Annotated in this window: 18 protein-coding genes; 15 read left to right on the top strand and 3 right to left on the bottom strand. The window is 55.7% G+C overall.

Annotated elements, in window-relative coordinates:
- Positions 1-7 precede the first annotated feature (7 nt).
- The 7 genes from NG99_RS03485 to NG99_RS03455 all read left to right on the top strand — a co-directional run bounded on the left by NG99_RS03485 (position 8) and on the right by NG99_RS03455 (position 6165).
- On the top strand, positions 8-574 hold the full coding sequence (locus NG99_RS03485) for an MSMEG_0567/Sll0786 family nitrogen starvation N-acetyltransferase (RefSeq protein ID WP_232298156.1): 567 nt from the start codon (positions 8-10) through the stop codon (positions 572-574).
- A complete protein-coding gene (locus NG99_RS03480) occupies positions 571-1533 on the top strand; it encodes a sll0787 family AIR synthase-like protein (RefSeq protein WP_034888463.1) in 963 nt (320 codons plus the stop codon). Before NG99_RS03485 ends, NG99_RS03480 begins: the two co-directional genes overlap by 4 nt.
- Positions 1534-1544: 11 nt before the next feature.
- The gene (locus NG99_RS03475) at positions 1545-1835 is read left to right on the top strand and encodes an MSMEG_0570 family nitrogen starvation response protein (RefSeq protein WP_034888458.1); all 291 of its coding nucleotides are present in this window, start codon (positions 1545-1547) and stop codon (positions 1833-1835) included.
- Positions 1836-1852: 17 nt separating this feature from the next.
- Positions 1853-3118 (top strand): MSMEG_0569 family flavin-dependent oxidoreductase, encoded by a 1266-nt coding sequence (locus tag NG99_RS03470; RefSeq protein WP_034888456.1) that lies wholly within the window; start codon positions 1853-1855, stop codon positions 3116-3118.
- Entirely contained in the window at positions 3099-4769 is a 1671-nt protein-coding gene (locus NG99_RS03465; RefSeq protein WP_034888454.1) for an AMP-binding protein, read from the top strand. Before NG99_RS03470 ends, NG99_RS03465 begins: the two co-directional genes overlap by 20 nt.
- Positions 4770-5124: 355 nt before the next feature.
- Positions 5125-5463: a zinc ribbon domain-containing protein YjdM gene (locus NG99_RS03460; RefSeq protein ID WP_034888452.1), complete on the top strand. Its 339-nt coding sequence runs from the start codon at positions 5125-5127 to the stop codon at positions 5461-5463.
- 339 nt (positions 5464-5802) lie between these two features.
- The gene (locus NG99_RS03455) at positions 5803-6165 is read left to right on the top strand and encodes a hypothetical protein (protein ID WP_034888451.1); all 363 of its coding nucleotides are present in this window, start codon (positions 5803-5805) and stop codon (positions 6163-6165) included.
- 1325 nt (positions 6166-7490) lie between these two features.
- Here the strand turns inward: NG99_RS03455 and NG99_RS03450 are convergent.
- Positions 7491-8171, bottom strand: a complete 681-nt coding sequence (locus tag NG99_RS03450) for a DJ-1/PfpI family protein (protein WP_034888614.1) — start codon at positions 8169-8171, stop codon at positions 7491-7493.
- A gap of 70 nt (positions 8172-8241) precedes the next feature.
- Positions 8242-8643: a hypothetical protein gene (locus NG99_RS03445; protein WP_034888450.1), complete on the bottom strand. Its 402-nt coding sequence runs from the start codon at positions 8641-8643 to the stop codon at positions 8242-8244.
- A gap of 282 nt (positions 8644-8925) precedes the next feature.
- Between NG99_RS03445 and NG99_RS03440 the strand changes: the two genes are divergently transcribed.
- The gene (locus NG99_RS03440) at positions 8926-9543 is read left to right on the top strand and encodes a trimeric intracellular cation channel family protein (protein ID WP_034888449.1); all 618 of its coding nucleotides are present in this window, start codon (positions 8926-8928) and stop codon (positions 9541-9543) included.
- On the opposite strand, the gene ligB is transcribed toward NG99_RS03440, so the two are convergent.
- The gene (gene ligB / locus NG99_RS03435) at positions 9518-11209 is read right to left on the bottom strand and encodes an NAD-dependent DNA ligase LigB (protein WP_034888448.1); all 1692 of its coding nucleotides are present in this window, start codon (positions 11207-11209) and stop codon (positions 9518-9520) included. The genes NG99_RS03440 and ligB overlap by 26 nt on opposite strands.
- A 251-nt stretch (positions 11210-11460) precedes the next feature.
- Here ligB and gmk point away from each other — a divergent pair, with 251 nt between their 5' ends.
- The 7 genes from gmk to NG99_RS03400 all read left to right on the top strand — a co-directional run bounded on the left by gmk (position 11461) and on the right by NG99_RS03400 (position 20629).
- Positions 11461-12084, top strand: a complete 624-nt coding sequence (gmk, locus tag NG99_RS03430) for a guanylate kinase (RefSeq protein WP_034888447.1) — start codon at positions 11461-11463, stop codon at positions 12082-12084.
- A 53-nt stretch (positions 12085-12137) separates the two neighbouring features.
- Positions 12138-12413, top strand: a complete 276-nt coding sequence (rpoZ, locus tag NG99_RS03425) for a DNA-directed RNA polymerase subunit omega (protein WP_004154766.1) — start codon at positions 12138-12140, stop codon at positions 12411-12413.
- A gap of 21 nt (positions 12414-12434) precedes the next feature.
- Positions 12435-14555 (top strand): bifunctional GTP diphosphokinase/guanosine-3',5'-bis pyrophosphate 3'-pyrophosphohydrolase, encoded by a 2121-nt coding sequence (gene spoT, locus NG99_RS03420; RefSeq protein ID WP_034888446.1) that lies wholly within the window; start codon positions 12435-12437, stop codon positions 14553-14555.
- A 3-nt stretch (positions 14556-14558) separates the two neighbouring features.
- Positions 14559-15257 (top strand): tRNA (guanosine(18)-2'-O)-methyltransferase TrmH, encoded by a 699-nt coding sequence (gene trmH, locus NG99_RS03415; RefSeq protein WP_034888444.1) that lies wholly within the window; start codon positions 14559-14561, stop codon positions 15255-15257.
- A complete protein-coding gene (gene recG / locus NG99_RS03410) occupies positions 15254-17335 on the top strand; it encodes an ATP-dependent DNA helicase RecG (RefSeq protein ID WP_034888442.1) in 2082 nt (693 codons plus the stop codon). The genes trmH and recG overlap by 4 nt, the downstream gene beginning before the upstream one ends.
- Positions 17336-17441: 106 nt before the next feature.
- Complete coding sequence (locus NG99_RS03405) at positions 17442-18830, top strand: nucleobase:cation symporter-2 family protein (RefSeq protein WP_034888440.1); 1389 nt, start codon at positions 17442-17444, stop codon at positions 18828-18830.
- Between the two features lie 116 nt (positions 18831-18946).
- On the top strand, positions 18947-20629 hold the full coding sequence (locus tag NG99_RS03400) for an AsmA family protein (RefSeq protein WP_034888438.1): 1683 nt from the start codon (positions 18947-18949) through the stop codon (positions 20627-20629).
- Positions 20630-20665 lie beyond the last annotated feature (36 nt).

Here is a 20665-nt window from a genome sequence, read left to right as displayed (position 1 = left end):
GGAATGCATGATGACTGAGTACGCGGGTTACACGATTAAATGGATCACGCTCCCCTGGGAACGCCAGCAGGCCTACGCCCTGCGCCAGCGAGTTTTCTGCCTGGAGCAGGGATTGTTTGAGGGGGACGATCTTGACGACATCGATCGCCATGCCCGACTGCTGGTGGCCCTCGGCAGCGTTGGCGGCTGGCACGATGAAGTGGTCGGCACGGTGCGCATCCACCAGCTGGAGCCGGGTGTCTGGATGGGTTCCCGACTGGCTGTGGAAAGTGCCTATCGTCGCCAGGGGCAGTTGGGATCAACATTAATCCGTCTGGCGGTGTGCAGTGCTCATGCGCTGGGCTGTCGGGCGTTTTATGCTCAGGTGCAACATCAGAATGAACCCTTGTTTCGCCGCATGCACTGGCAGACGCTTGAGTGGCAGACGCTGCACGGCGTCAGACATGCGCGTATGCAGGCCGATCTTAACTTCTATCCACCCTGCCACGATCCGCTGAGCGGCATGGTGATCAATGCCACGGCACGCAAGCGGACTCCCGATATGCCGGTCTTTCTGACGGGAGCGGCGGTATGAACGATAGCCTACCGGCGTTGATTGAACGACTGCACGCCTTTAGCGGCATCGCCCACAAGCGCGATATTCAGCAGGTGGCAAAGCAGTTGCGGGATGCATGGCCTGCTTCCTGTCCAAATGGCGATGACTGCGCCCTGATCCCGGATGGCAACGGCTATAAGCTGCTGGCAATGGAAGGCTTTATTAATAGCTTTGTGGCGGAAGATCCGTGGTTTGCGGGCTGGTGTGGCGTGATGGTCAACCTGAGCGACATTGCGGCGATGGGAGGACGTCCACTGGCGGTGGTCAATGCGCTGTGGGATGACGCGCTACCTCATGCGACCCAGATCTTACAGGGCATGGCGGCTGCATCCCGCGCTTATCAGGTGCCTGTGGTCGGTGGACATACCAATCTGCGTAGCGATCGGCCTCAGCTGGCGGTCGCAATACTTGGTGAAACGACGCACCCGCTCCGCAGCAATACCGTACAACCGGGTCAGACGCTGATGGCGGCCATTAATCTACAGGGCCGCTGGCATCCACCGGGTTACAACTGGGACGCGGCCACGCAGGCTAACCCCGACTCACTGCGTCAGGCGTTGTCATTGCTGCCTTCACTGGCCGCAGAGGGGTTGATTCAGTCGGCAAAAGACATCAGCCAGGCGGGACTGGCCGGTACGCTGGTAATGATGCTGGAGAGTTGCGGCCTCGGTGCCGAGTTGAAACTCCAGCAGATCCCGATCCCGTCGGAAGTTGTACTGGAACACTGGCTGTGCGCCTTTCCCAGCTTTGGATTTTTGCTGGCGGTGGAAGAAGAACATTGCGACGAGGTTAAACAGCGTTTTGCCCACTGCGGTATCGGATGTGCGGCGGTGGGACACTTCACCCCGGAGAGAAAACTCATCATGCAGTACCAGCAGCAGCGCGCCTGTTACTGGGACCTGGCAGAACAGCCGCTTACCGGCATGAACAATCAATAGAGGAACATACAATGCCTGCAATGCATTTTGTCGTGTGCTGGCCGGACGGCAGCAAAGACACCTGCTATTCCCCTTCCACCGCCATCGGAAAGCACCTTGAGGTGAATCATCCCTATGTGCTGGGAGAGTTTGTCACCCTCGCCACCTGCGCTCTGGACGAAGCCAGTGAAAGGGTTAAGGCGAAATTCGGCTATTTCTGTTCCAGCGCACAGGATCAGTCTGCGGCGATAGTGCAAAAAGCGCAGCAGTTCAGGGCTGAGCAACAGGTCATTGTGGAAAAAATCACCCCCGTTCCGGCCTGATAACAAGCGAGATTACGATGAATAACACCCATTTTCCTGTCGTCATTATTGGCGGCGGGCAGGCCGGTCTTGCCATGAGCTGGAGCCTGACGCAAAAAAATATCCGTCATATTGTGCTTGAGCGCCATCAGCTGGCCTGGGCCTGGCGTGAGCAGCGCTGGGACAACTTTTGTCTGGTCACGCCAAACTGGCAATGTAAGCTCCCCGGCTTTCCTTATGACGGCGACGATCCTCACGGTTTTATGCTGCGTGATGAGATCGTGGATTATGTCGAGCGCTATGCCCGCAGCTTTGACGCACCGTTACGCGAAGGGGTCAACGTACTGCGTGTGGTAAAAACTGACCGCGGCTTTCAGCTACTGACATCGGTCGGTGAATTCACTGCAGATCAGGTCGTGATCGCGGTAGGTAATTACCATCGTCCGCGTTTTCCGGACATCTCCGCGCAGCTGCCGGCCAATATCATGCAGGTGCATTCAGCCAACTATAAGTCGGCGCAGCAGCTGCCTGAAGGCGAGGTTCTGGTGGTGGGATCGGCGCAATCCGGCGCGCAGATCGCTGAAGACCTGCATCTTGCCGGTCGTCGTGTCCATCTGTGCGTTGGCAGCGCGCCGCGCGTGGCGCGTTTTTACCGGGGCCGGGACGTGGTGGACTGGCTGGATGATATGGGGCATTACCGTCTGACGGTCGGGGATCATCCGCTGGGCGAAGATGCGCGGCGGAAGACCAACCATTATGTCACCGGTCGCGATGGCGGACGCGACATTGACCTGCGCGCCTTTGCCTTGCAGGGTATGCAGCTCTATGGTCGTCTGCTTGAGTACCGTGACGGGAAGCTCCTCACCGCTGATGACCTGAAAACCAACCTTGATAAGGCTGATGCCACCTCACAGAAAATAAAAGACAGCATTGATGTCTGGATAGCAGAGCAGGGGATCGCTGCGCCTCCGGAGGCGCGATACCAGCCAGTGTGGCAACCAGACAGTCATCCCACTCATATCGATCTGACGGCCATCTCGGCGATTGTCTGGGCCGTTGGGTTCCATACCGATTTCAGCTGGATTGCAGCGCCTGCGTTCAACGATCAGGGCTATCCGCTGCACACCCGCGGCGTCTCGGTCCAGGCTGGCCTCTATTTCCTTGGGCTGCCCTGGCTGTGGACCTGGGGATCGGGCCGCTTTGAGGGCGTGGGTGAAGATGCCGCCTGGCTGGCGGAGGCGATTGCGGCGCAGCACCAACATAAGTCTCAGCCGGAGGCCGCTTATGTCAATGAGCCCCGTTGATAATGCGGCTTTCTGGCAGCAGGAAGCGCGGCGTCTGGACTGGCAGCAGGATTTTACCTCGCTGGTTGAAGAAATTGATGGCGGTCCTCGCTGCCGCTGGTTTAGCGGCGGAAAAACTAACCTGAGCTATAACGCGCTGGATCGTCATCTTGCCGCCAGGGGAGAACATTGCGCCATTATCCACCGCGATTATCTCGGCGAGACCTGGCGACTCAGCTATCTGGAACTTTGGCAGCAGGTTAATGCCCTGAGCAGCCTGATGGCTGACTGGGGTATCAGGCCGGGAGACAGGGTAGTGATTGCTCTGCCAATGACGCCAGTGGCTGCCATCGCCATGCTGGCATGCGCCCGCCTGGGGGCGGTGCATGTGGTGGTCTATTCGGCCATCACCAGTGAAGCGCTGGAACAACGCATGGCAGCCTGTCAGCCCGTATTGTTATTTCACAGCAGCGAGATCCGTGGCCGGGATGGCTTGCCGTCGATCCCGCCGTCAACCGCCACCTTACGCATCGTGGATATTGCCAGCGGAGATTTTACGCGGGAACTGGCACAGCATAACGGCCGAGTCGTACCCTGTGCGTGGGTTGATGCGTCTCAGACCTCGCATCTCCTGTTTACCTCCGGCACCACTGGTGCGCCGAAGGGGATAGTGCGGGATACCGGCGGCTATGCTGTGGCACTGCTGGCAAGCCTCCAGCACCTGTTTCATTTGCAGGATGACGAGGTGTTCTTTACCACCGCAGATGTCGGTTGGGTTACCGGGCACAGCTACGGTATCTATGCGCCGCTGCTGGCGGGGATCACTACGGTGATGTGTGAAATCAGCCCGGTGAATGCGCCCGGTGAAGGCTGGTGGCAGATGGTTGAGGAGCTGGGGATAACCCGTATGCTGACTATTGCTGGCGCGATTCGTATGGCGCGGCAACAGGGCAAGCCGCGCGCTCGCCTGTCTACCTTACGTTCTCTCTATCTCGCTGGCGAACCGCTCGACAGCGCGACCCACTCGTGGGTCACCGCCGGGATGGGCGTAGCGTGTGAGAATCACTACTGGCAGACCGAGTCCGGCTGGCCGCTACTGGCCGGATCGGGCAGTGGATTAACGCCGGTCTTCAGCCGTTCGGTGGAGATTGTCGATCCGACGAGCGGTGCATTATGCGCGCCGGGAGAAGCGGGGATGCTGGTGGTGAACACAACGCTCGGCCCGGGCGGTATGTCGACGCTCTGGCAGGATGATACCCTGCACGACCAACATTACTGGTTGCACCGGGACGGCCGCTGGAGCTACGCCACCTATGATTGCGCTGTGCAGATGGGCAACAGGATTGTTATTCAGGGCCGAATAGATGACGTGATCAACATCGGCGGCAAGCGTCTGGCAACGGCTGAAGTGGAAAACGCGCTGGCGGGGATTGAAGGTATTATTGAGGTTGTGGCAGCCCGAACCCCGCATCATCTGCTGGGCGAAATGGTAGCGCTATTTGTGGTCACCCATGGACTAAACAAAAAGCAGGAAGCCGCACTTAAGCAGCAGATACGGGAACGCCTGATAAACCGCTGTGGCCGATTCGCCCTACCGAGAAAAATTCACTTCCGCCGTTCGCTACCCAAGACATTCTCGGGAAAATTTCTGCGACGGATGTTAACCGCCTGATGACAGGTTTATCCGTCTCCGCGCGGGGACCAAGCGTCCCCGACTGAGTAACCCAGAGTCAAAGGGGTAATTTATCATTTCACAAACGCGGCGAGCTACTCATCAACAATTTATCTTATTGCAGCCTCGTTTTAGCGGAGGTGAAAGACTTTTTATCTCCCTTATTGCCTCGCTCAACCCGTCTCGTTACTAAGCGAAAATTAGCCGTTTTCTCCGCCAGATGACGGGATAAGCAGTAAAAACACGCCTTTCATTTGATAACAACATGAACTTTATACATATTTTTATTGTAGGATTCCCCGGGCCGCCAGGTTAAAATGTCCTCTGACTTCTTATGGATTTATTGAGGCTTCCAATGCAAACTCTTCCTCCCTGCCCTAAATGCCAGTCTGAATATAGCTGGCTAGATGGTGAGATCCTTAACTGCCCGGAGTGCGGTCACGTCTGGTCCGAAGGGGCTGAAACCGCCGCTGAAGACGCGTTAATCGTTAAGGATGCCAACGGTAATCTGCTGGCTGATGGCGACAGCGTTACGGTTATCAAGGACTTGAAAGTAAAAGGCAGCTCAACGCCGCTAAAAATTGGCACCAGGGTCAAAAGCATTCGTCTGGTGGAAGGCGACCACAATATTGACTGCAAAATTGATGGTTTCGGCCCGATGAAGCTTAAATCAGAGTTCGTGAAGAAGAACTAAAGCTTAAAATTGTCTACGTTTATCTCGTTTCGAATTGATAAACGAGATAAACGTAAGCAAACACCGCTAATTTTAACGCTGGACGCTTTTGTGTCAAAAACGACGGGATATCTTCCCGTCGGACTTTTGCCGCAAATTTCCAGCAATTTACATCTTTCGCTGGGCGCCACGGATTGGCTGGTGACTGGCTATGCCTGAATCATCACCCTGACGGCCAGCCTGATGCAATGAAACCGTACTGTTTCACAATCCTATTCCAGACAGGCTTTAAGTCTGGCTTTTTATGTCGTAATGGGTATTAAATAATAAGTCACTTATTTACGGACCAGGTTTAATCACATGAAGAAAGTGTATGTTGCTTTATCTATTCTCACATTATGCGGCTGCATCGATATGGGACGTGTAGGATTTCATCCCGTGAGCAGGATGGTTGACTTTGATGGTCATCAAAATGACGTTGCCAATTGTCTGCAGGACGGCGCTGTAAATCAGCATTTATCTATGAATTACAGTGACATGATATCAGGAGGAACGACCAGATATAAACTAAAGGATGCAAACTACGAAGACGTGGCCTGGATCGATCTTTCAGAGTCTAAACGCAAAGAGGTCACGGCATTCTTTTTCTACGCCCCTGATTCTCCTGAGATAAAAACAGCTATTCTTGCAATGATTTCGCAGTGCAAGAATTCACTTCGCTGAATACCCCTCAAAAAAGTCAGCTTCAGAGCAAAGGTTCAGAATCGACAGGCACCGAAACCCCGGCCTTACCTCCCGGCAACCCGGCGTATATTTTAAGCGGAGGTCATGCCCCTGTTTAATAACAGAACGATGCGGTAATCTATCTGCCTCGCATTTTTTGTGAATATAATATGTGTTAACTGCTGTTAAATATTGCTTATAAATGATGTCGGCGCTGACTGGTGCCATGAAGCAATAACTTTTGGTGTGTATTTTGAATAATTCATTTAAAAACAAGAAAAATGACTTGTCATTCATTGTGGTAATTTTACTGTTCTCACTGGTGTATTTATCAACAATGATCTACGGTGCAGATCTGTTGTTAGGTCACCATGGTTTTCTCCACTTCCTCACGCATTAATATCACAACACCATGAAACGTGAGCCAGGCTATGAGAAAATCAGCCCAAATCGCGGGCCTGGTCCGCAAAGGCAAAGGCTACGCTACAAGCATCATTACCACAGACGGTGATGATTTTGCTGTCCAACGGACAGCCCAGGAAAAGTAGCGTCGTTGGCGATTCTGGCAGCATCACAGGCTGGCCTTAACCACAGGCCTTAAAAATCCAGCGGTAAAGCTGGTGTATTACGTATTTTACATCTTTGAGGGCATCCGAAGAGTTTTTATCAACCAGACACCTTCCGGTATCCAGTGCATTATTCACCGAATCCCGGTGTTCAATCAGCGCTATTACACAGGCCGTTATTAATATTAAAACCACCCCAGCCAGAAAAACCAAACCTCGCCGCCTTACTGTGACAGGTGGGCGATGGGATGGAGGGGGGGTTTGGTTGACGGAATTCTTTTCCACACCTTTCGATTCCCGGTTCTAAACCGTCACGCGGATAACAGTGGTGAAGTATGACATTATTCGATGAATTTATCTACGGGCCGGGATTTCTTGCGCTCGGTCGTTCCCTATACCTTCATCGCAGGCAGGACTATCGCTTTCCGTCAGTTGTCTCATCAGGTTTGATATTTAGCATCCTGTGAATTTAGAACACGATTTATATTAATTCAAATTAAAGAGTTATGAAAATGGCCGCTTGTGAGTTTATGGGAAATGCGGGAGTTGCATTTTGCAATGGACAATATAATGCATGATGGGATCTCTTCTTAGGGTTCAATCATTTTACGCAAAACGAATGGTAGCTCTTATCTATCCCATTTTGAACAAAAGGCGCAGGTATACGATAAAGATTAACGCAAGCATTGAAAGGATTCCTGAGGAATGAACGAGTAGCAGGCCGGAAAGAACTCACCGTTCCGGCCCTCACGCCCGCTCTCAGTGCAGTTTGCGGGCTGCCTGCTGCAGAATCGGCATTTTTTCCTGAATCGTTTGCTGCAGCTTTACCGTGACCTTTTCCCGAACCGCCTGTGGAGCCATTTCGGGTCTGCCAGCGTTAAATGGCGGTTCCGGCGCATATTCCAGTCCCAGCTGAATGGATTGCGCAACCTCTTCCCCTGCGATTTCTGCAATCACCACCAGCGCAAAATCAATGCCTGCCGTCACGCCGCCGCCGGTAATAATGTGCCCGTCCTTAACAACGCGGCCTTCATCAGGAATAGCGCCAAACAACGCCAGCTCATCCCGCCACGCCCAGTGACATGCCGCCCGCTTGCCCTGTAAAAGCCCGGCAGCCGCGAGAATCAGCGATCCCGTACAGACCGAAGTCACATAGCTTGCCGACAGTCCCAGACGTCGAATAGCCGCAAGGAAATCCGCGTTTTCAATAGCGTTGGTGCAGGTGCCCCCCGGCAGGCACAGCAGATCGCACCCAGCGATCGCCTCCAGCGAGGACAGGTTGGCAAAGCTGAAGCTTTCAACGTCAACAGGCGCGCCGCCCAGCGAGGCCACAATCACCCTGGCGCCAGGTAAACGAGAAAAAAATTGATAGGGGCCGGTAAAATCTAACTGCGTGATCCCCTGATAGAGAGGCATAACGATAGTGAACGGGGTACTCATGGCAATCTCCCTGAGAGTTAACGGCGTAAAAACTTTTTCAGCTGTAAACATAGGTAACTGACCGCCATGGTTAATCATAGGCGGCAGCCTCTTCCGGCGTAATCAGCGACATTTTTTCCAACTGGAGCGCAATGGAGCGAGGCGAGCGCTCATACAGCTCACCCAGATAGAGAATACCAATACCATTCTGAAAGTCTTCCAGTAACCGGCCTTTTTCTTCTTCGCCCCAGGCCAGATAAGCATTAGCTGGCCGCCCTTCGGCCCGGTTTTTCTCTCGCCGCTGATCCGGCGTCAGCTTCACCTTCTCTTTGCGTTTTATCTGCGGGAAAATATCGTCAGCAAACTCTTCTGCCAGTGAATAAAGTAGCCTAATCGCCTCCGGCAAATGTACCACCGATCCTCCCGGTATCAGTTCGCCAGTTTCAGGGTGTATCCCTTTTGCCAGCAGCTTAAAAACTTCTCCAGCCTTCATTTCGTTCTCCCTTATTCATCGCCGGATTTCCGCAACTGGCGTAAAGTTGCTAAAGAGCAGCCGGCATGATGATTTTTAGTTTAAAAAACCTGATAAACTAATCCTTTACTCGTCAATGAAATTATTTTACCCCTTATAATTCATGATATTAAAAAACAATTACAGCAGAGAAATGACGACTCGCATTAGATAAACTAATTTAATTAACGCGCCTTAAAAAAATTCAATCGTCAATCTGCCGAAATTCCCTCAGGCTTGCCGCCGATTACTCTGGAGCTGGCTATGTTACTTACTGTTCTCTATATCATCGGCATCACGGCAGAAGCGATGACCGGCGCACTGGCGGCGGGACGCCGTAAGATGGATATGTTTGGCGTCATTATTATCGCCTCGGTAACCGCTATCGGCGGCGGTTCAGTGCGCGATATGCTGCTTGGACATTACCCGCTCGGCTGGGTGCAGCATCCTGAGTACATCATGATCGTCGCCGCTGCCGCCGTGGTCACCACTCAACTGGCTCCTTTAATGCCGCACCTCCGCAAAGTGTTTCTGGTGCTGGATGCCCTGGGGCTGGTCGTTTTTTCGATCATCGGGACCAAAGTCGCGCTGGATATGGGTCATGCTCCAATTATCGCGGCCATTTGCGCGGTAATAACCGGGGTATTTGGCGGCGTGCTGCGCGACATGTTTTGCAACCGCATCCCGCTGGTTTTTCAAAAAGAGCTGTATGCAGGCATCGCGTTCGCATCGGGCTGGCTGTATATCCTGCTGTTAAAGACCCCGCTTTCCCATGAAGTGGTGATTACTTTAACCCTGCTATTCGGCTTTATTGCCCGCCTGCTGGCCCTGCGCTTCAAGCTTGGCCTGCCGATCTTCAACTACCCTCATGCCGAGCATTGAGCGAAATTTGTGCGGCAGCCTGTAAATGGGCTATCAGCCTTCGAATATCAGGATGATGGAGAAAGTCCACGATCTGTCTGGCCCGCCGCTCGCCAATATCCGGCAGGCGTTGCCAGTCGGCTACTTTACGCGTGAGCAGGCTCTCCCAGCGCTGATCCTGCATGGCCTGGAGCGCGTGCACGGGAACGGGCACTCCCAGGGCTCTAACCCAACGCTTAAACGGCTGTCTGCGGCTAAGGCTGAACTGATGATAAAGCTGGCTGGCCCGCTCTGACGTTAAACCAGCGATGCGACCAAGCTGCTCCGGTCTTAGCGTAAGCCATGAGAAAAGGTGGGTTAGCTGGCCGGACTGCATCAAACGCTGCCAGCTACTTTTATCTACGCCCGCCATATCCAGCGTGTTTTTCCCGCCCAGCCAGACCAGACGGGCCAGAAACTGTTCCCGACAGGCTGGTGTCCAGCTAAAACAGCTCAGCGAATGAAACTGGCTGGCATCAGGAAAAACAGGAGGCGTCCGCTGGGCCACTCGCCAGGCGACCTCATCCAGCCGGGGAATACCCTGACCAGCGAGGCTTATAGCAACCTGATCGCCAGCGACAATATTCATCTCCCGCCAGCGGTTCAGCGACCCCACGTTAACGCGGCTGACCTGCTTATCATCCAGCTTTACCGGGGAAAGATTAAGCACCGCGCTGATTTTTCCAGTTCGGCCAATCGGGAAATCAACGGAGCGAACTTCTGTGGTCACGATTGCCGGGCGGTATTTCCACGCAGCCGACCAGCTGTTTTCCCCCGGCTGCCAGTACGCGCCTTTGGTCGGCTGACCGTGAACGACTACGCCGTCCGTCACGAAAGGCAGCGGCTGGTTAAACCAACGTTCGCGCCAGCCAGAGACTTCCTCAGCGTCGCGAACGGGTTTACTCCATGTCTCCGCCACTGGAAATCCCGCCTCAGTCAGTGCCGAAATCCGGTGTGCCATTGAGGCAGGCCCGTCAGGCCAGGCCCAAATAAAGATGCCCAACTGGTTAAGCGTTTCAGAAGGTTCACGCTGCCGCATGGCTCCTGCCACTGTGGCGCGGGCATTCATGCCGCCCTGAACGGCCTGATGATGACCGGTCATCTTCAGGTAAAGTTCTCCCTGCAACGTTAGCGAAGCACTCTTCTGAGGGACCTGCTGCGGAATCGCAGCGATCGGCCGAGCCTTTTCCGTCCAGTCTTCGCCCAGCAAACCGTTACCACGACTGATAACCTGAACCAGTTTCCCGTGCTGGTAGTGCAGGGTCACGGCTACGCCGTCGACCTTAGGCTGCACCCAGAGATCGCTTTTTCCAGCCATCCAGCGAGCGAGTGACGCCTTATTGGCCAGCTTTTTCACGCCGACATGCGCAACGGGATGAAGGATCTTCCCGCCCTGGGCCAGCTCCGGCTGACGAAGACTGTTTCCCGGATTGAAGCATCGCTGCCAGGCCTGATACTTCAGCGCCAGCGCATCATAGCGTTCATCCGGCACCAGAGACGTTCCCTGCCGGTAGTAAGCGTCATCCCACTCGCTTAGCTGTTTTTCCAACGCCAGCATTTCCTGCCTGGCAGTGGCTGGCGCCCAGACAGGGCACGATGCCTGCGACAAGACACAGTAAAAGGCCAGCGCTATCCCTGCAATTTTCATCCCTTCACTCCTTTTTATCGGCTGAAGGGATTAAATGAAAAAATGGCGGGGCTGGCGAGCGGCAAAAATCCGGGCTGGAAGTCAGGACGAAAAAAGATTTATCCGGCATGAAAAATTACATCTGTACCACGAGCCGCTTGCCATATTGCGAGAAAATACGCCCCTTCCTGCCTGAAACGCTGCATGAAGGGCATCAGCCGTGTATACTGTGCAGGAAGTAGACTCCGCTATATTGGCATATCAAGATAACCATGGCTCAAGGCACACTTTTTATTGTTTCTGCTCCCAGCGGAGCGGGAAAATCCAGCTTGATTCACGCACTGCTGAAAACGCAGCCGCTGTACGATACCCAGGTCTCTGTTTCCCATACCACCAGGGGAATGCGTCCTGGTGAGCAGCATGGCGAACACTACTATTTCGTCTCGCATGATGATTTTCGCAGTATGATTCAGGAAGACGCCTTCCTTGAGCACGCTGAAGTGTTTGGCAACTATTATGGCACTTCGCGTAAAGCCATCGAGCAGGTGCTGTCGACGGGCGTGGATGTCTTCCTGGATATCGACTGGCAGGGCGCGCAGCAGATTCGGCAAAAAATGCCGCAGGCGCGCAGCATCTTTGTGCTGCCGCCGTCGAAAGATGAGCTTGATCGCCGCCTGCGTGGGCGCGGTCAGGACAGCGAAGAGGTGATCGCTAAGCGCATGGCCCAGGCCGTGGCGGAGATGAGCCACTTCGCAGAATATGATTACCTTATTGTGAATGATGATTTTGACCTGGCGCTGTCAGATTTAAAAACCATCATTCGCGCTGAGCGTCTGCGCATGGGCCGTCAAAAATCCCGGCATGATGCATTAATCAGCAAACTATTGGCAGACTGAGGACAACTCAGTATGATGCCCAGTCATTTCGTCACCCGTGGAGTATCACACTTATGGCACGCGTAACCGTTCAGGACGCAGTAGAAAAAATTGGTAACCGTTTTGACCTGGTTCTGGTCGCGGCTCGTCGCGCACGTCAGATGCAGGTTGGCGGGAAAGATCCGCTGGTTCCAGAGGAAAACGACAAATCAACCGTTATCGCCCTGCGCGAAATCGAAGAAGGTTTGATCACTAACCAGATTCTGGATGTGCGTGATCGTCAGGAACAGCATGAGCAGGAAGCCGCTGAGTTGCAGGCCGTCACCGCTATCGCTGAAGGTCGTCGTTAATCACCAGCCTGCAGGTCGCCCTTGTATCTGTTCGAAAGTCTCAATCAGCTGATTGAAAAATACTTGCCTGAGGAGCAGATTAAACGCCTCAAGCAAGCTTATCTTGTCGCACGTGATGCTCACGAGGGACAGACGCGCTCCAGCGGTGAGCCCTATATCACCCACCCGGTAGCGGTTGCCTGCATCCTGGCTGAAATGAAGCTCGACCATGAAACGCTCATGGCCGCGCTTTTGCACGACGTTATCGAGGACACCCCCGCCACTTATCAGGATATGGAACAGCTGTTTGGTCAGACTGTAGCCGAGCTGGTAGAAGGGGTTTCCAAACTCGATAAGCTGAAATTCCGCGATAAAAAAGAAGCGCAGGCGGAGAACTTCCGCAAGATGATCATGGCGATGGTGCAGGACATCCGCGTCATTCTCATCAAGCTTGCCGACCGCACGCACAACATGCGTACCCTCGGCGCATTGCGCCCGGATAAAAAACGGCGTATCGCGTTGGAGACGCTGGAAATTTACAGCCCTCTGGCCCACCGTTTGGGTATTCATCACCTGAAAACCGAGCTGGAAGAGCTGGGCTTTGAGGCGCTCTATCCCAACCGCTACCGCGTCATCAAAGAAGTGGTAAAATCGGCTCGCGGCAACCGTAAAGAGATGATCCAAAAAATCCTCTCTGAGATCGATGGCCGCCTGCAGGAAGCAGGCATCCCCTGCCGCGTCAGCGGTCGGGAAAAACACCTCTATTCGATTTACTGCAAAATGCACCTGAAAGAGCAGCGGTTCCATTCCATTATGGATATCTACGCTTTTCGGGTGATTGTCAGCGACGTCGACACCTGTTACCGGGTTCTGGGGCAGATGCACAGCCTTTATAAGCCTCGTCCGGGTCGGGTGAAAGACTACATTGCGATCCCCAAGGCCAACGGCTATCAATCCCTGCACACTTCAATGATTGGCCCGCACGGCGTGCCGGTTGAAGTGCAGATCCGTACCGAAGATATGGATCAGATGGCAGAGATGGGCGTGGCGGCACACTGGGCGTACAAAGAGCAGGGTGAAAGCAGCACTACCGCACAAATCCGCGCCCAGCGCTGGCTTCAGAGCCTGCTGGAATTGCAGCAGAGCGCCGGCAGCTCGTTTGAATTTATCGAAAGCGTTAAATCCGATCTGTTCCCCGATGAGATTTACGTTTTTACCCCGGAAGGCCGCATTGTCGAACTTCCCGCTGGCGCGACGCCCGTCGACTTTGCCTACGCCGTGCATACCGATATCGGCCATGCCTGCGTCGGAGCAAGGGTCGATCGCCAGCCGTATCCGCTTTCTCAGCCGCTGACCAGTGGGCAAACCGTCGAAATTATTACCGCTCCGGGCGCGCGTCCTAATGCCGCCTGGCTGAACTTTGTGGTGAGCTCCAAAGCCCGCGCGAAGATCCGCCAACTGCTGAAAAACCTCAAGCGAGACGACTCCGTCAGCCTGGGCCGTCGCCTGCTTAACCACGCGCTGGGCGGCAGCCGCAAGCTGGCCGAGATCCCGCCAGAGAATATTCAGAGCGAGCTGGAGAGAATGAAGCTGGCCACGCTGGACGATCTGCTGGCCGAAATTGGCCTGGGAAATGCCATGAGCGTGGTGGTGGCGAAGAACTTGCAGCAGAGCGAGCAGGCAGCACCTGCCACCCAGTCGGTAAACTCGCCTTCCCGCAGCAAGCTGCCGATCAAGGGCGCCGATGGCGTACTGATCACCTTTGCGAAATGCTGCCGCCCAATTCCTGGCGATCCGATCGTGGCGCACGTCAGCCCAGGCAAAGGCCTGGTGGTGCACCATGAATCGTGCCGTAATATTCGTGGCTATCAAAAAGAGCCAGAGAAATATATGGCCGTCGAGTGGGATAAGGTTACCGAGCAGGAGTTTGTTGCGGAAATCAAGGTGGATATGTTCAACCACCAGGGTGCGCTGGCCAATCTGACCGCAGCGATCAATACCGCCGGTTCCAACATCCAGAGCCTGAATACGGAAGAAAAAGATGGCCGGGTATACAGCGCCTTTATCCGTCTGACGGCCCGCGATCGCGTACACCTGGCGAATATTATGCGTAAAATCCGCGTAATGCCGGACGTGATTAAAGTTCATCGCAACCGAAACTAACGTATGAATGCTCAACGCTATGCCCGCATCCTGGAGATGCTGGCCGCCCGTCAGCATGACCTGACCGTCTGTATGGAACAGGTTCATAAGCCCCACAACGTCTCCGCCGTGATCCGTACGGCGGATGCGGTTGGCGTGCATGAAGTCCACGCGGTCTGGCCTGGCAGCAGGATGCGCACCATGGTTTCTTCCGCCGCTGGCAGCAACAGCTGGGTGCAGGTCAAAACGCACCGCACTATCGCCGATGCCGTAGGCCATCTTAAAGGCCAGGGAATGCAAATCCTGGCGACTCACCTGTCTGATAAAGCCGTCGATTTCCGCGAGATTGATTATACCCGCCCCACCTGCATTCTGATGGGACAGGAAAAAACCGGCATCACTCAGCAAGCCCTTGAGCTGGCGGATCGGGATATTATCATTCCGATGATTGGTATGGTGCAGTCGCTCAATGTCTCCGTTGCCTCGGCGCTGATTTTGTATGAAGCACAGCGACAGCGGCAAAATGCCGGAATGTATCAGCGTCAGCACAGCACGCTGGCGTACAGCGAGCAGCAGCGGCTGCTGTTTGAAGGCGGCTATCCAGTGCTGGCCAGAGTCGCCAAACATAAAGGCCTGCCCTACCCGCAAATTAACGATGTCGGTGAGGTGGTGGCCGACCCGGCGTGGTGGAATACGATGCAAGCTTCGGTGCGTAAAAAATGACCGGCCGCCTGCTGGATGCCGTCCCGCTGAATTCACTGTCTGGCGTTGGCGCAAGCCAGGCAGGCAAACTGGCGAAGCTGGGGCTGGTGACCGTGCAGGATCTGCTGCTCCACCTGCCGCTGCGTTACGAAGACCGGACTCAGCTTTATGCCATCGGCGATCTCCTCCCCAATATTTTTGCCACGGTAGAAGGTGAAGTGCTGCACAGCGATATCACCTTTGGCCGTCGGCGGATGCTTACCTGCCAGATCGGTGACGGCAGCGGCATCCTTACCCTGCGCTTTTTCAACTTCAATGCCGCGATGAAAAACAGCCTGGCGCCGGGTAAACGCGTAACCGCCTACGGTGAGATCAAGCGCGGCCAGCGTGGCGCCGAGATTGTTCATCCTGAATACCGCGTGCAGGGCGATAACAGCGTGGTTGAGCTACAGGAAACGCTGACGCCGGTTTACTCCACCACTGAAGGCATCCGCCAGGCCACGCTGCGCAATCTCACCGACCAGGCGCTGAAGCTGCTGGACAGCTGCGCCATTAGCGAGCTGTTGCCGCCAGAGTTAAGCAGTGGAATGCTCAGTCTGAAAGAAGCGTTGCGGACGCTGCATCGTCCGCCACCGGATATGGCGCTGGCCGATCTGGAAAGCGGCAGACATCCAGCCCAGCAGCGGCTGATTATGGAAGAGCTGCTGGCGCACAATCTCAGTATGCTGGCGGTGCGTGCCGGCGCCCAACGCTATCATGCGCTGTCCATGCCGCCCCGGCACGAGCTGAGCGACAAGCTGCTGGCGGCGCTCCCCTTCAGCCCAACCGGCGCTCAGGCGCGCGTGGTGCGTGAAATCGAGCAGGATCTGCTCCACGACTATCCGATGATGCGCCTGGTTCAGGGCGACGTCGGCTCAGGCAAAACGCTGGTTGCCGCACTGACCGCGCTGCACGTCATCGCTTACGGCAAGCAGGTGGCCCTGATGGCACCGACAGAGCTGCTGGCGGAGCAGCACGCCAACAACTTCCGCCAGTGGTTTGAACCGCTGGGCATTGAGGTTGGCTGGCTGGCCGGGAAGCAAAAGGGCAAGGCTCGTCTGGCTCAGCAGGAGGCCATTGCCAGCGGTCAGGTATCGATGATCGTCGGTACGCACGCCATTTTCCAGGAGCAGGTGCAGTTCAGCGGCCTGGCGCTGGTGATCATTGATGAGCAGCACCGGTTTGGCGTCCACCAGCGGCTGGCTCTGTGGGAAAAGGGCGAAGAACAGGGCTTCCATCCCCACCAGCTGATCATGACCGCCACGCCAATCCCACGAACGCTGGCGATGACGGCCTATGCCGATCTGGATACCTCAACCATCGACGAGCTGCCGCCGGGCAGAACGCCGGTCACAACAGTCGCCATTCCCGATACGCGCAGGGCGGATATCATTACCAGGGTTAAAAGCGCCTGTAGCGATGAGGGCCGCCAGGCTTACTGGGTCTGCACGCTGATTGAAGAATCTGAACAGCTTGAGGCTCAGGCGGCAGAGGCAACCTGGCAAGAGCTGAAGCTGGCTCTACCCGAACTGAACGTCGGCCTGGTGCACGGACGGATGAAACCAGCAGAAAAACAGGCGGTAATGCTCGCCTTCAAGCAGGGCGAAATCCACCTGCTGATTGCCACCACGGTAATCGAAGTGGGCGTGGATGTGCCTAACGCCAGCCTGATGATTATTGAAAACCCGGAGCGTCTGGGCCTGGCGCAGCTCCACCAGCTGCGCGGGCGCGTAGGCCGCGGTTCCGTCGCCTCGCACTGCGTGCTGCTGTATAAGGCCCCGCTGAGCAAAACGGCGCAGAAGCGTCTTCAGGTGCTGCGCGACAGCAATGACGGCTTTGTCATCGCGCAGTGCGACCTGGAGATCCGCGGGCCAGGCGAACTTCTCGGTACCCGGCAAACCGGCAACGCGGAGTTTAAAGTGGCCGACCTGCTGCGCGATGCCGCGATGATCCCTGAAGTTCAGCGAGTAGCTCGCCACATCCACCAGCATTACCCCGAACGGGCTAAAGCGCTAATCGAACGCTGGCTGCCGGAAACTCAGCGGTATACCAACGCCTGACGGCGGTTGACTTCCCTTCGTCCGCCGCAAAATCGCCATCAGCAAACGTTTGCTTTTGCTTGTTATCCGATTAAAATCGCCTCTTTGCTCGCCAGAGAACCGAAAGATGTCCGTCAATATCCCTGAAGCAGAAGCCCGTCGTGATCCAGCCCCTGCTGCCAGCAGCGAGCTGATTTACCGTCTTGAAGATCGCCCTCCGCTGCCGCAAACCCTGTTTGCCGCCTGCCAGCATCTGCTGGCGATGTTTGTCGCGGTGATCACCCCAGCCCTGCTGATTTGCCAGGCCCTCGGCCTGCCGGCGCAGGATACTCAGCAGATTATCAGCATGTCGCTGTTTGCTTCGGGGGTGGCTTCCGTTCTGCAAATCAAAACCTGGGGGCCGGTCGGTTCCGGCCTGCTGTCGATTCAGGGAACCAGCTTTAACTTCGTCACGCCGCTGATTATGGGCGGTATGGCGCTGAAAAACGGCGGTGCCGATGTGCCAACCATGATGGCGGCGCTGTTCGGCACGCTAATGCTGGCCTCCTGCACGGAGATGATCCTTTCACGCTTCCTGCACCTTGCCCGCCGGGTAATCACCCCGCTGGTCTCCGGCATTGTGGTGATGATTATCGGCCTGTCGCTGATTCAGGTTGGCCTGACGTCTATCGGCGGCGGCTTTGCGGCGATGAGCGATCATACTTTTGGCGCGCCGAAGAACCTGCTGCTGGCCGGTGCGGTTCTGCTGGTGATTATCCTGCTCAACCGCCAGCGTAACCCTTATCTGCGCGTGGCCTCGCTGGTCATTGCCATGGCCGTTGGCTATCTGCTGGCCTGGGCGCTCGGCATGTTGCCGGAAAATACTGCGGCGGCCAATCAGGCGCTGATCACCGTCCCGACGCCGTTCTATTACGGGCTGGGGATTGACTGGAACCTGTTGATCCCGCTGGTGCTGGTCTTTATGGTGACTTCGCTGGAAACTATCGGCGATATCACCGCCACGTCGGACGTGTCAGAGCAGCCGGTCAGCGGCCCAATCTATATGAAGCGGCTGAAAGGCGGCGTGCTGGCCAACGGGCTGAACTCCTTTGTCTCCGCGCTTTTTAACACCTTCCCAAACTCGTGCTTTGGTCAGAACAACGGCGTGATCCAACTGACCGGCGTTGCCAGCCGCTACGTGGGCTTTGTGGTGGCGCTGATGCTGATTGTGCTGGGCCTGTTCCCGGCCGTCAGTGGCTTTGTACAGCACATTCCTGAGCCGGTTCTGGGTGGCGCGACGCTGGTTATGTTCGGGACTATCGCCGCCTCTGGCGTGCGTATCGTCTCCCGCGAGCCGCTGAATCGCCGCGCGATCATGATTATGGCGCTGTCGCTGGCGGTTGGCCTTGGCGTTTCTCAGCAGCCGCTGATTTTGCAGTTTGCGCCTGACTGGCTGAAAACGTTACTCTCTTCGGGCATTGCCGCTGGCGGTATTACGGCGATCGTGCTGAATCTGCTCTTTCCCCAGGAAAAATAATCTCGCGAGTGGTGATTCGCAGGGGGTTTCCGGCCCCCTGTACTCTCTGACAGTTGAGCTTCGATGATAAATCAGGCATAACAACCTTTTACCAGACGTTTACAGGGAAAGATGTCATGAAAGTAATCGGAAAAATTCTGCTAACGCTATTACTTGTGCTGCTGCTGGCTGCGATAGCGCTGTATGTTGCGGTGCAAACCCAGTGGGGCGCCGGATGGATCGGCCGCACGGTCAGCGCACATACTGATTATCAGCTGGCGATGAGCAAGCTGGAGCATAACTTTTCCGATCCCAGCCATCTGATCCTGAATGACGTTTCCTTTGGCCGTAAAACGCAACCGGCCGTACTGACCGCTAAGCGCGTTGAGCTGGGGCTGAGCGTGATCCAGTTCACCCAACCCCTGCATTTCGCCAGCATCTGGCTGGAGAAAGGGACGCTGAATATTACCGATTCCGGGATGCCCCTGTCGATACAGGCCGACAGGCTGCAGCTTAATCAAATGACGGTCAACAGTCCTCACAGCAGCCTTCCGGTCTCAGCCAGCCGGGTCGACGGCGGCGTTGTCCCCTGGAAGCCGCAGGGAAGTGATTTCATCGGCAGCGATGCCAGCTTCCAGATGAGCGCCGGATCGCTTGAAATTAACGGTATTCCGGCCGCCAACGTGCTGCTTCAGGGCCGCGTCAGCAATAAGCAGCTGGTGGTGAGTAACGTCGGCGCGGATGCGGCGTTAGGCTCCATCACCGCCAGCGCGCAGCGTGACGCTCAGGGTAACTGGCAGGTAGCCAATCTGCGCCTCAACAGCATTCGTCTGCAAAGCGATAAAACGCTTAGCGGCTTTCTCGATCCGCTGCTGGCTCTCCCCTCCGTGCATTTTGACCGCATTGACGTTACGGATGCCCGGCTGGAAGGGGCGGGATGGGCGATCACCGATCTGGATATGGCGCTGAAAAACATCACTCTGCAAAACGGCGACTGGCAGAGTAATGACGGTTCGCTGTCGATGAATGCCAGCACCTTTGTCAACGGCAGCCTCGAGCTGAACGATCCGATTGTAAATATGACGCTCTCGCCGCAGGGCGTGGCGCTGACGCAGTTCAGTTCCCGCTGGGTGAACGGTCTGATACGGGCGCAGGGCAGTTGGAACCGCAGCGACAAGAAGCTGACGCTGGACGAGCTGGCGGTTGCCGGTCTGGAATATACCCTGCCGCAGAACTGGCGTGAACACTGGATGGAGCCGCTGCCCGGCTGGCTGAGCAGCGTGGAAGTGGCGAAGTTCGCCGCCAACCGTAACCTGATTATTGATATTAATCCGGCGTTCCCTTTCCAGATGACCTCGCTGGACGGCACCGCCAGCAATCTGCTGATGGCAAAGGATCATCAGTGGGGGATTTGGTCAGGCAGCCTGAACCTCAACGCAGCCGAGGCCACCTTTAACCGCGTGGATGTTCGCCATCCCTCCATCGCGCTGACTGCCGATAACAGCAGAATCAATGTAACGGAGATGAGCGCGTTCACTAAAAGCGGCATGGTTGAGAGCCTGGCAAACGTCTCTCAGCAGCCGCAGCGCGCGCTGTCTCTGACCATGAATGGCCGACAGGTTCCGGCGAACCTGCTTCACGACTGGGGATGGCCAACGGTTCCGTTGGAGGGTGATGCCGATATGCAGCTCAAGATCGAGGGCAGCCTGGCGGCGAATGCGCCGTTAAAACCATCGGTTAGCGGTACGCTTTCCGTCACCGCTGGCGATAAGTCAGTTCGGCAAACGATGCAGGCAGGCCAGGTCGCTGGCGCGCAGTAAACGATCTCCTCTCCGGCCCCAGCGGCCGGAGCTTTC

Origin of the sequence: Erwinia typographi (assembly GCF_000773975.1) — a bacterium.
Classification (GTDB): domain Bacteria; phylum Pseudomonadota; class Gammaproteobacteria; order Enterobacterales; family Enterobacteriaceae; genus Erwinia; species Erwinia typographi.
This window is presented reverse-complemented; position numbering and strand designations above follow the sequence as displayed.

What these genes read in the sequence shown, in the direction of transcription:
- NG99_RS03460 (WP_034888452.1), top strand. Translation starts at nt 5,125, where the DNA reads ATGCAAACTCTTCCTCCCTGCCCTAAATGCCAGTCTGAATATAGCTGG.
- NG99_RS03455 (WP_034888451.1), top strand. Translation starts at nt 5,803, where the DNA reads ATGAAGAAAGTGTATGTTGCTTTATCTATTCTCACATTATGCGGCTGC.
- NG99_RS03470 (WP_034888456.1), top strand. Translation starts at nt 1,853, where the DNA reads ATGAATAACACCCATTTTCCTGTCGTCATTATTGGCGGCGGGCAGGCC.
- trmH (WP_034888444.1), top strand. Translation starts at nt 14,559, where the DNA reads ATGAATGCTCAACGCTATGCCCGCATCCTGGAGATGCTGGCCGCCCGT.
- rpoZ (WP_004154766.1), top strand. Translation starts at nt 12,138, where the DNA reads ATGGCACGCGTAACCGTTCAGGACGCAGTAGAAAAAATTGGTAACCGT.
- NG99_RS03440 (WP_034888449.1), top strand. Translation starts at nt 8,926, where the DNA reads ATGTTACTTACTGTTCTCTATATCATCGGCATCACGGCAGAAGCGATG.
- NG99_RS03465 (WP_034888454.1), top strand. Translation starts at nt 3,099, where the DNA reads ATGTCAATGAGCCCCGTTGATAATGCGGCTTTCTGGCAGCAGGAAGCG.
- ligB (WP_034888448.1), bottom strand. Translation starts at nt 11,209, where the DNA reads ATGAAAATTGCAGGGATAGCGCTGGCCTTTTACTGTGTCTTGTCGCAG.
- recG (WP_034888442.1), top strand. Translation starts at nt 15,254, where the DNA reads ATGACCGGCCGCCTGCTGGATGCCGTCCCGCTGAATTCACTGTCTGGC.
- NG99_RS03445 (WP_034888450.1), bottom strand. Translation starts at nt 8,643, where the DNA reads ATGAAGGCTGGAGAAGTTTTTAAGCTGCTGGCAAAAGGGATACACCCT.
- NG99_RS03485 (WP_232298156.1), top strand. Translation starts at nt 8, where the DNA reads ATGATGACTGAGTACGCGGGTTACACGATTAAATGGATCACGCTCCCC.
- NG99_RS03475 (WP_034888458.1), top strand. Translation starts at nt 1,545, where the DNA reads ATGCCTGCAATGCATTTTGTCGTGTGCTGGCCGGACGGCAGCAAAGAC.
- NG99_RS03400 (WP_034888438.1), top strand. Translation starts at nt 18,947, where the DNA reads ATGAAAGTAATCGGAAAAATTCTGCTAACGCTATTACTTGTGCTGCTG.
- NG99_RS03450 (WP_034888614.1), bottom strand. Translation starts at nt 8,171, where the DNA reads ATGAGTACCCCGTTCACTATCGTTATGCCTCTCTATCAGGGGATCACG.
- gmk (WP_034888447.1), top strand. Translation starts at nt 11,461, where the DNA reads ATGGCTCAAGGCACACTTTTTATTGTTTCTGCTCCCAGCGGAGCGGGA.
- NG99_RS03480 (WP_034888463.1), top strand. Translation starts at nt 571, where the DNA reads ATGAACGATAGCCTACCGGCGTTGATTGAACGACTGCACGCCTTTAGC.
- NG99_RS03405 (WP_034888440.1), top strand. Translation starts at nt 17,442, where the DNA reads ATGTCCGTCAATATCCCTGAAGCAGAAGCCCGTCGTGATCCAGCCCCT.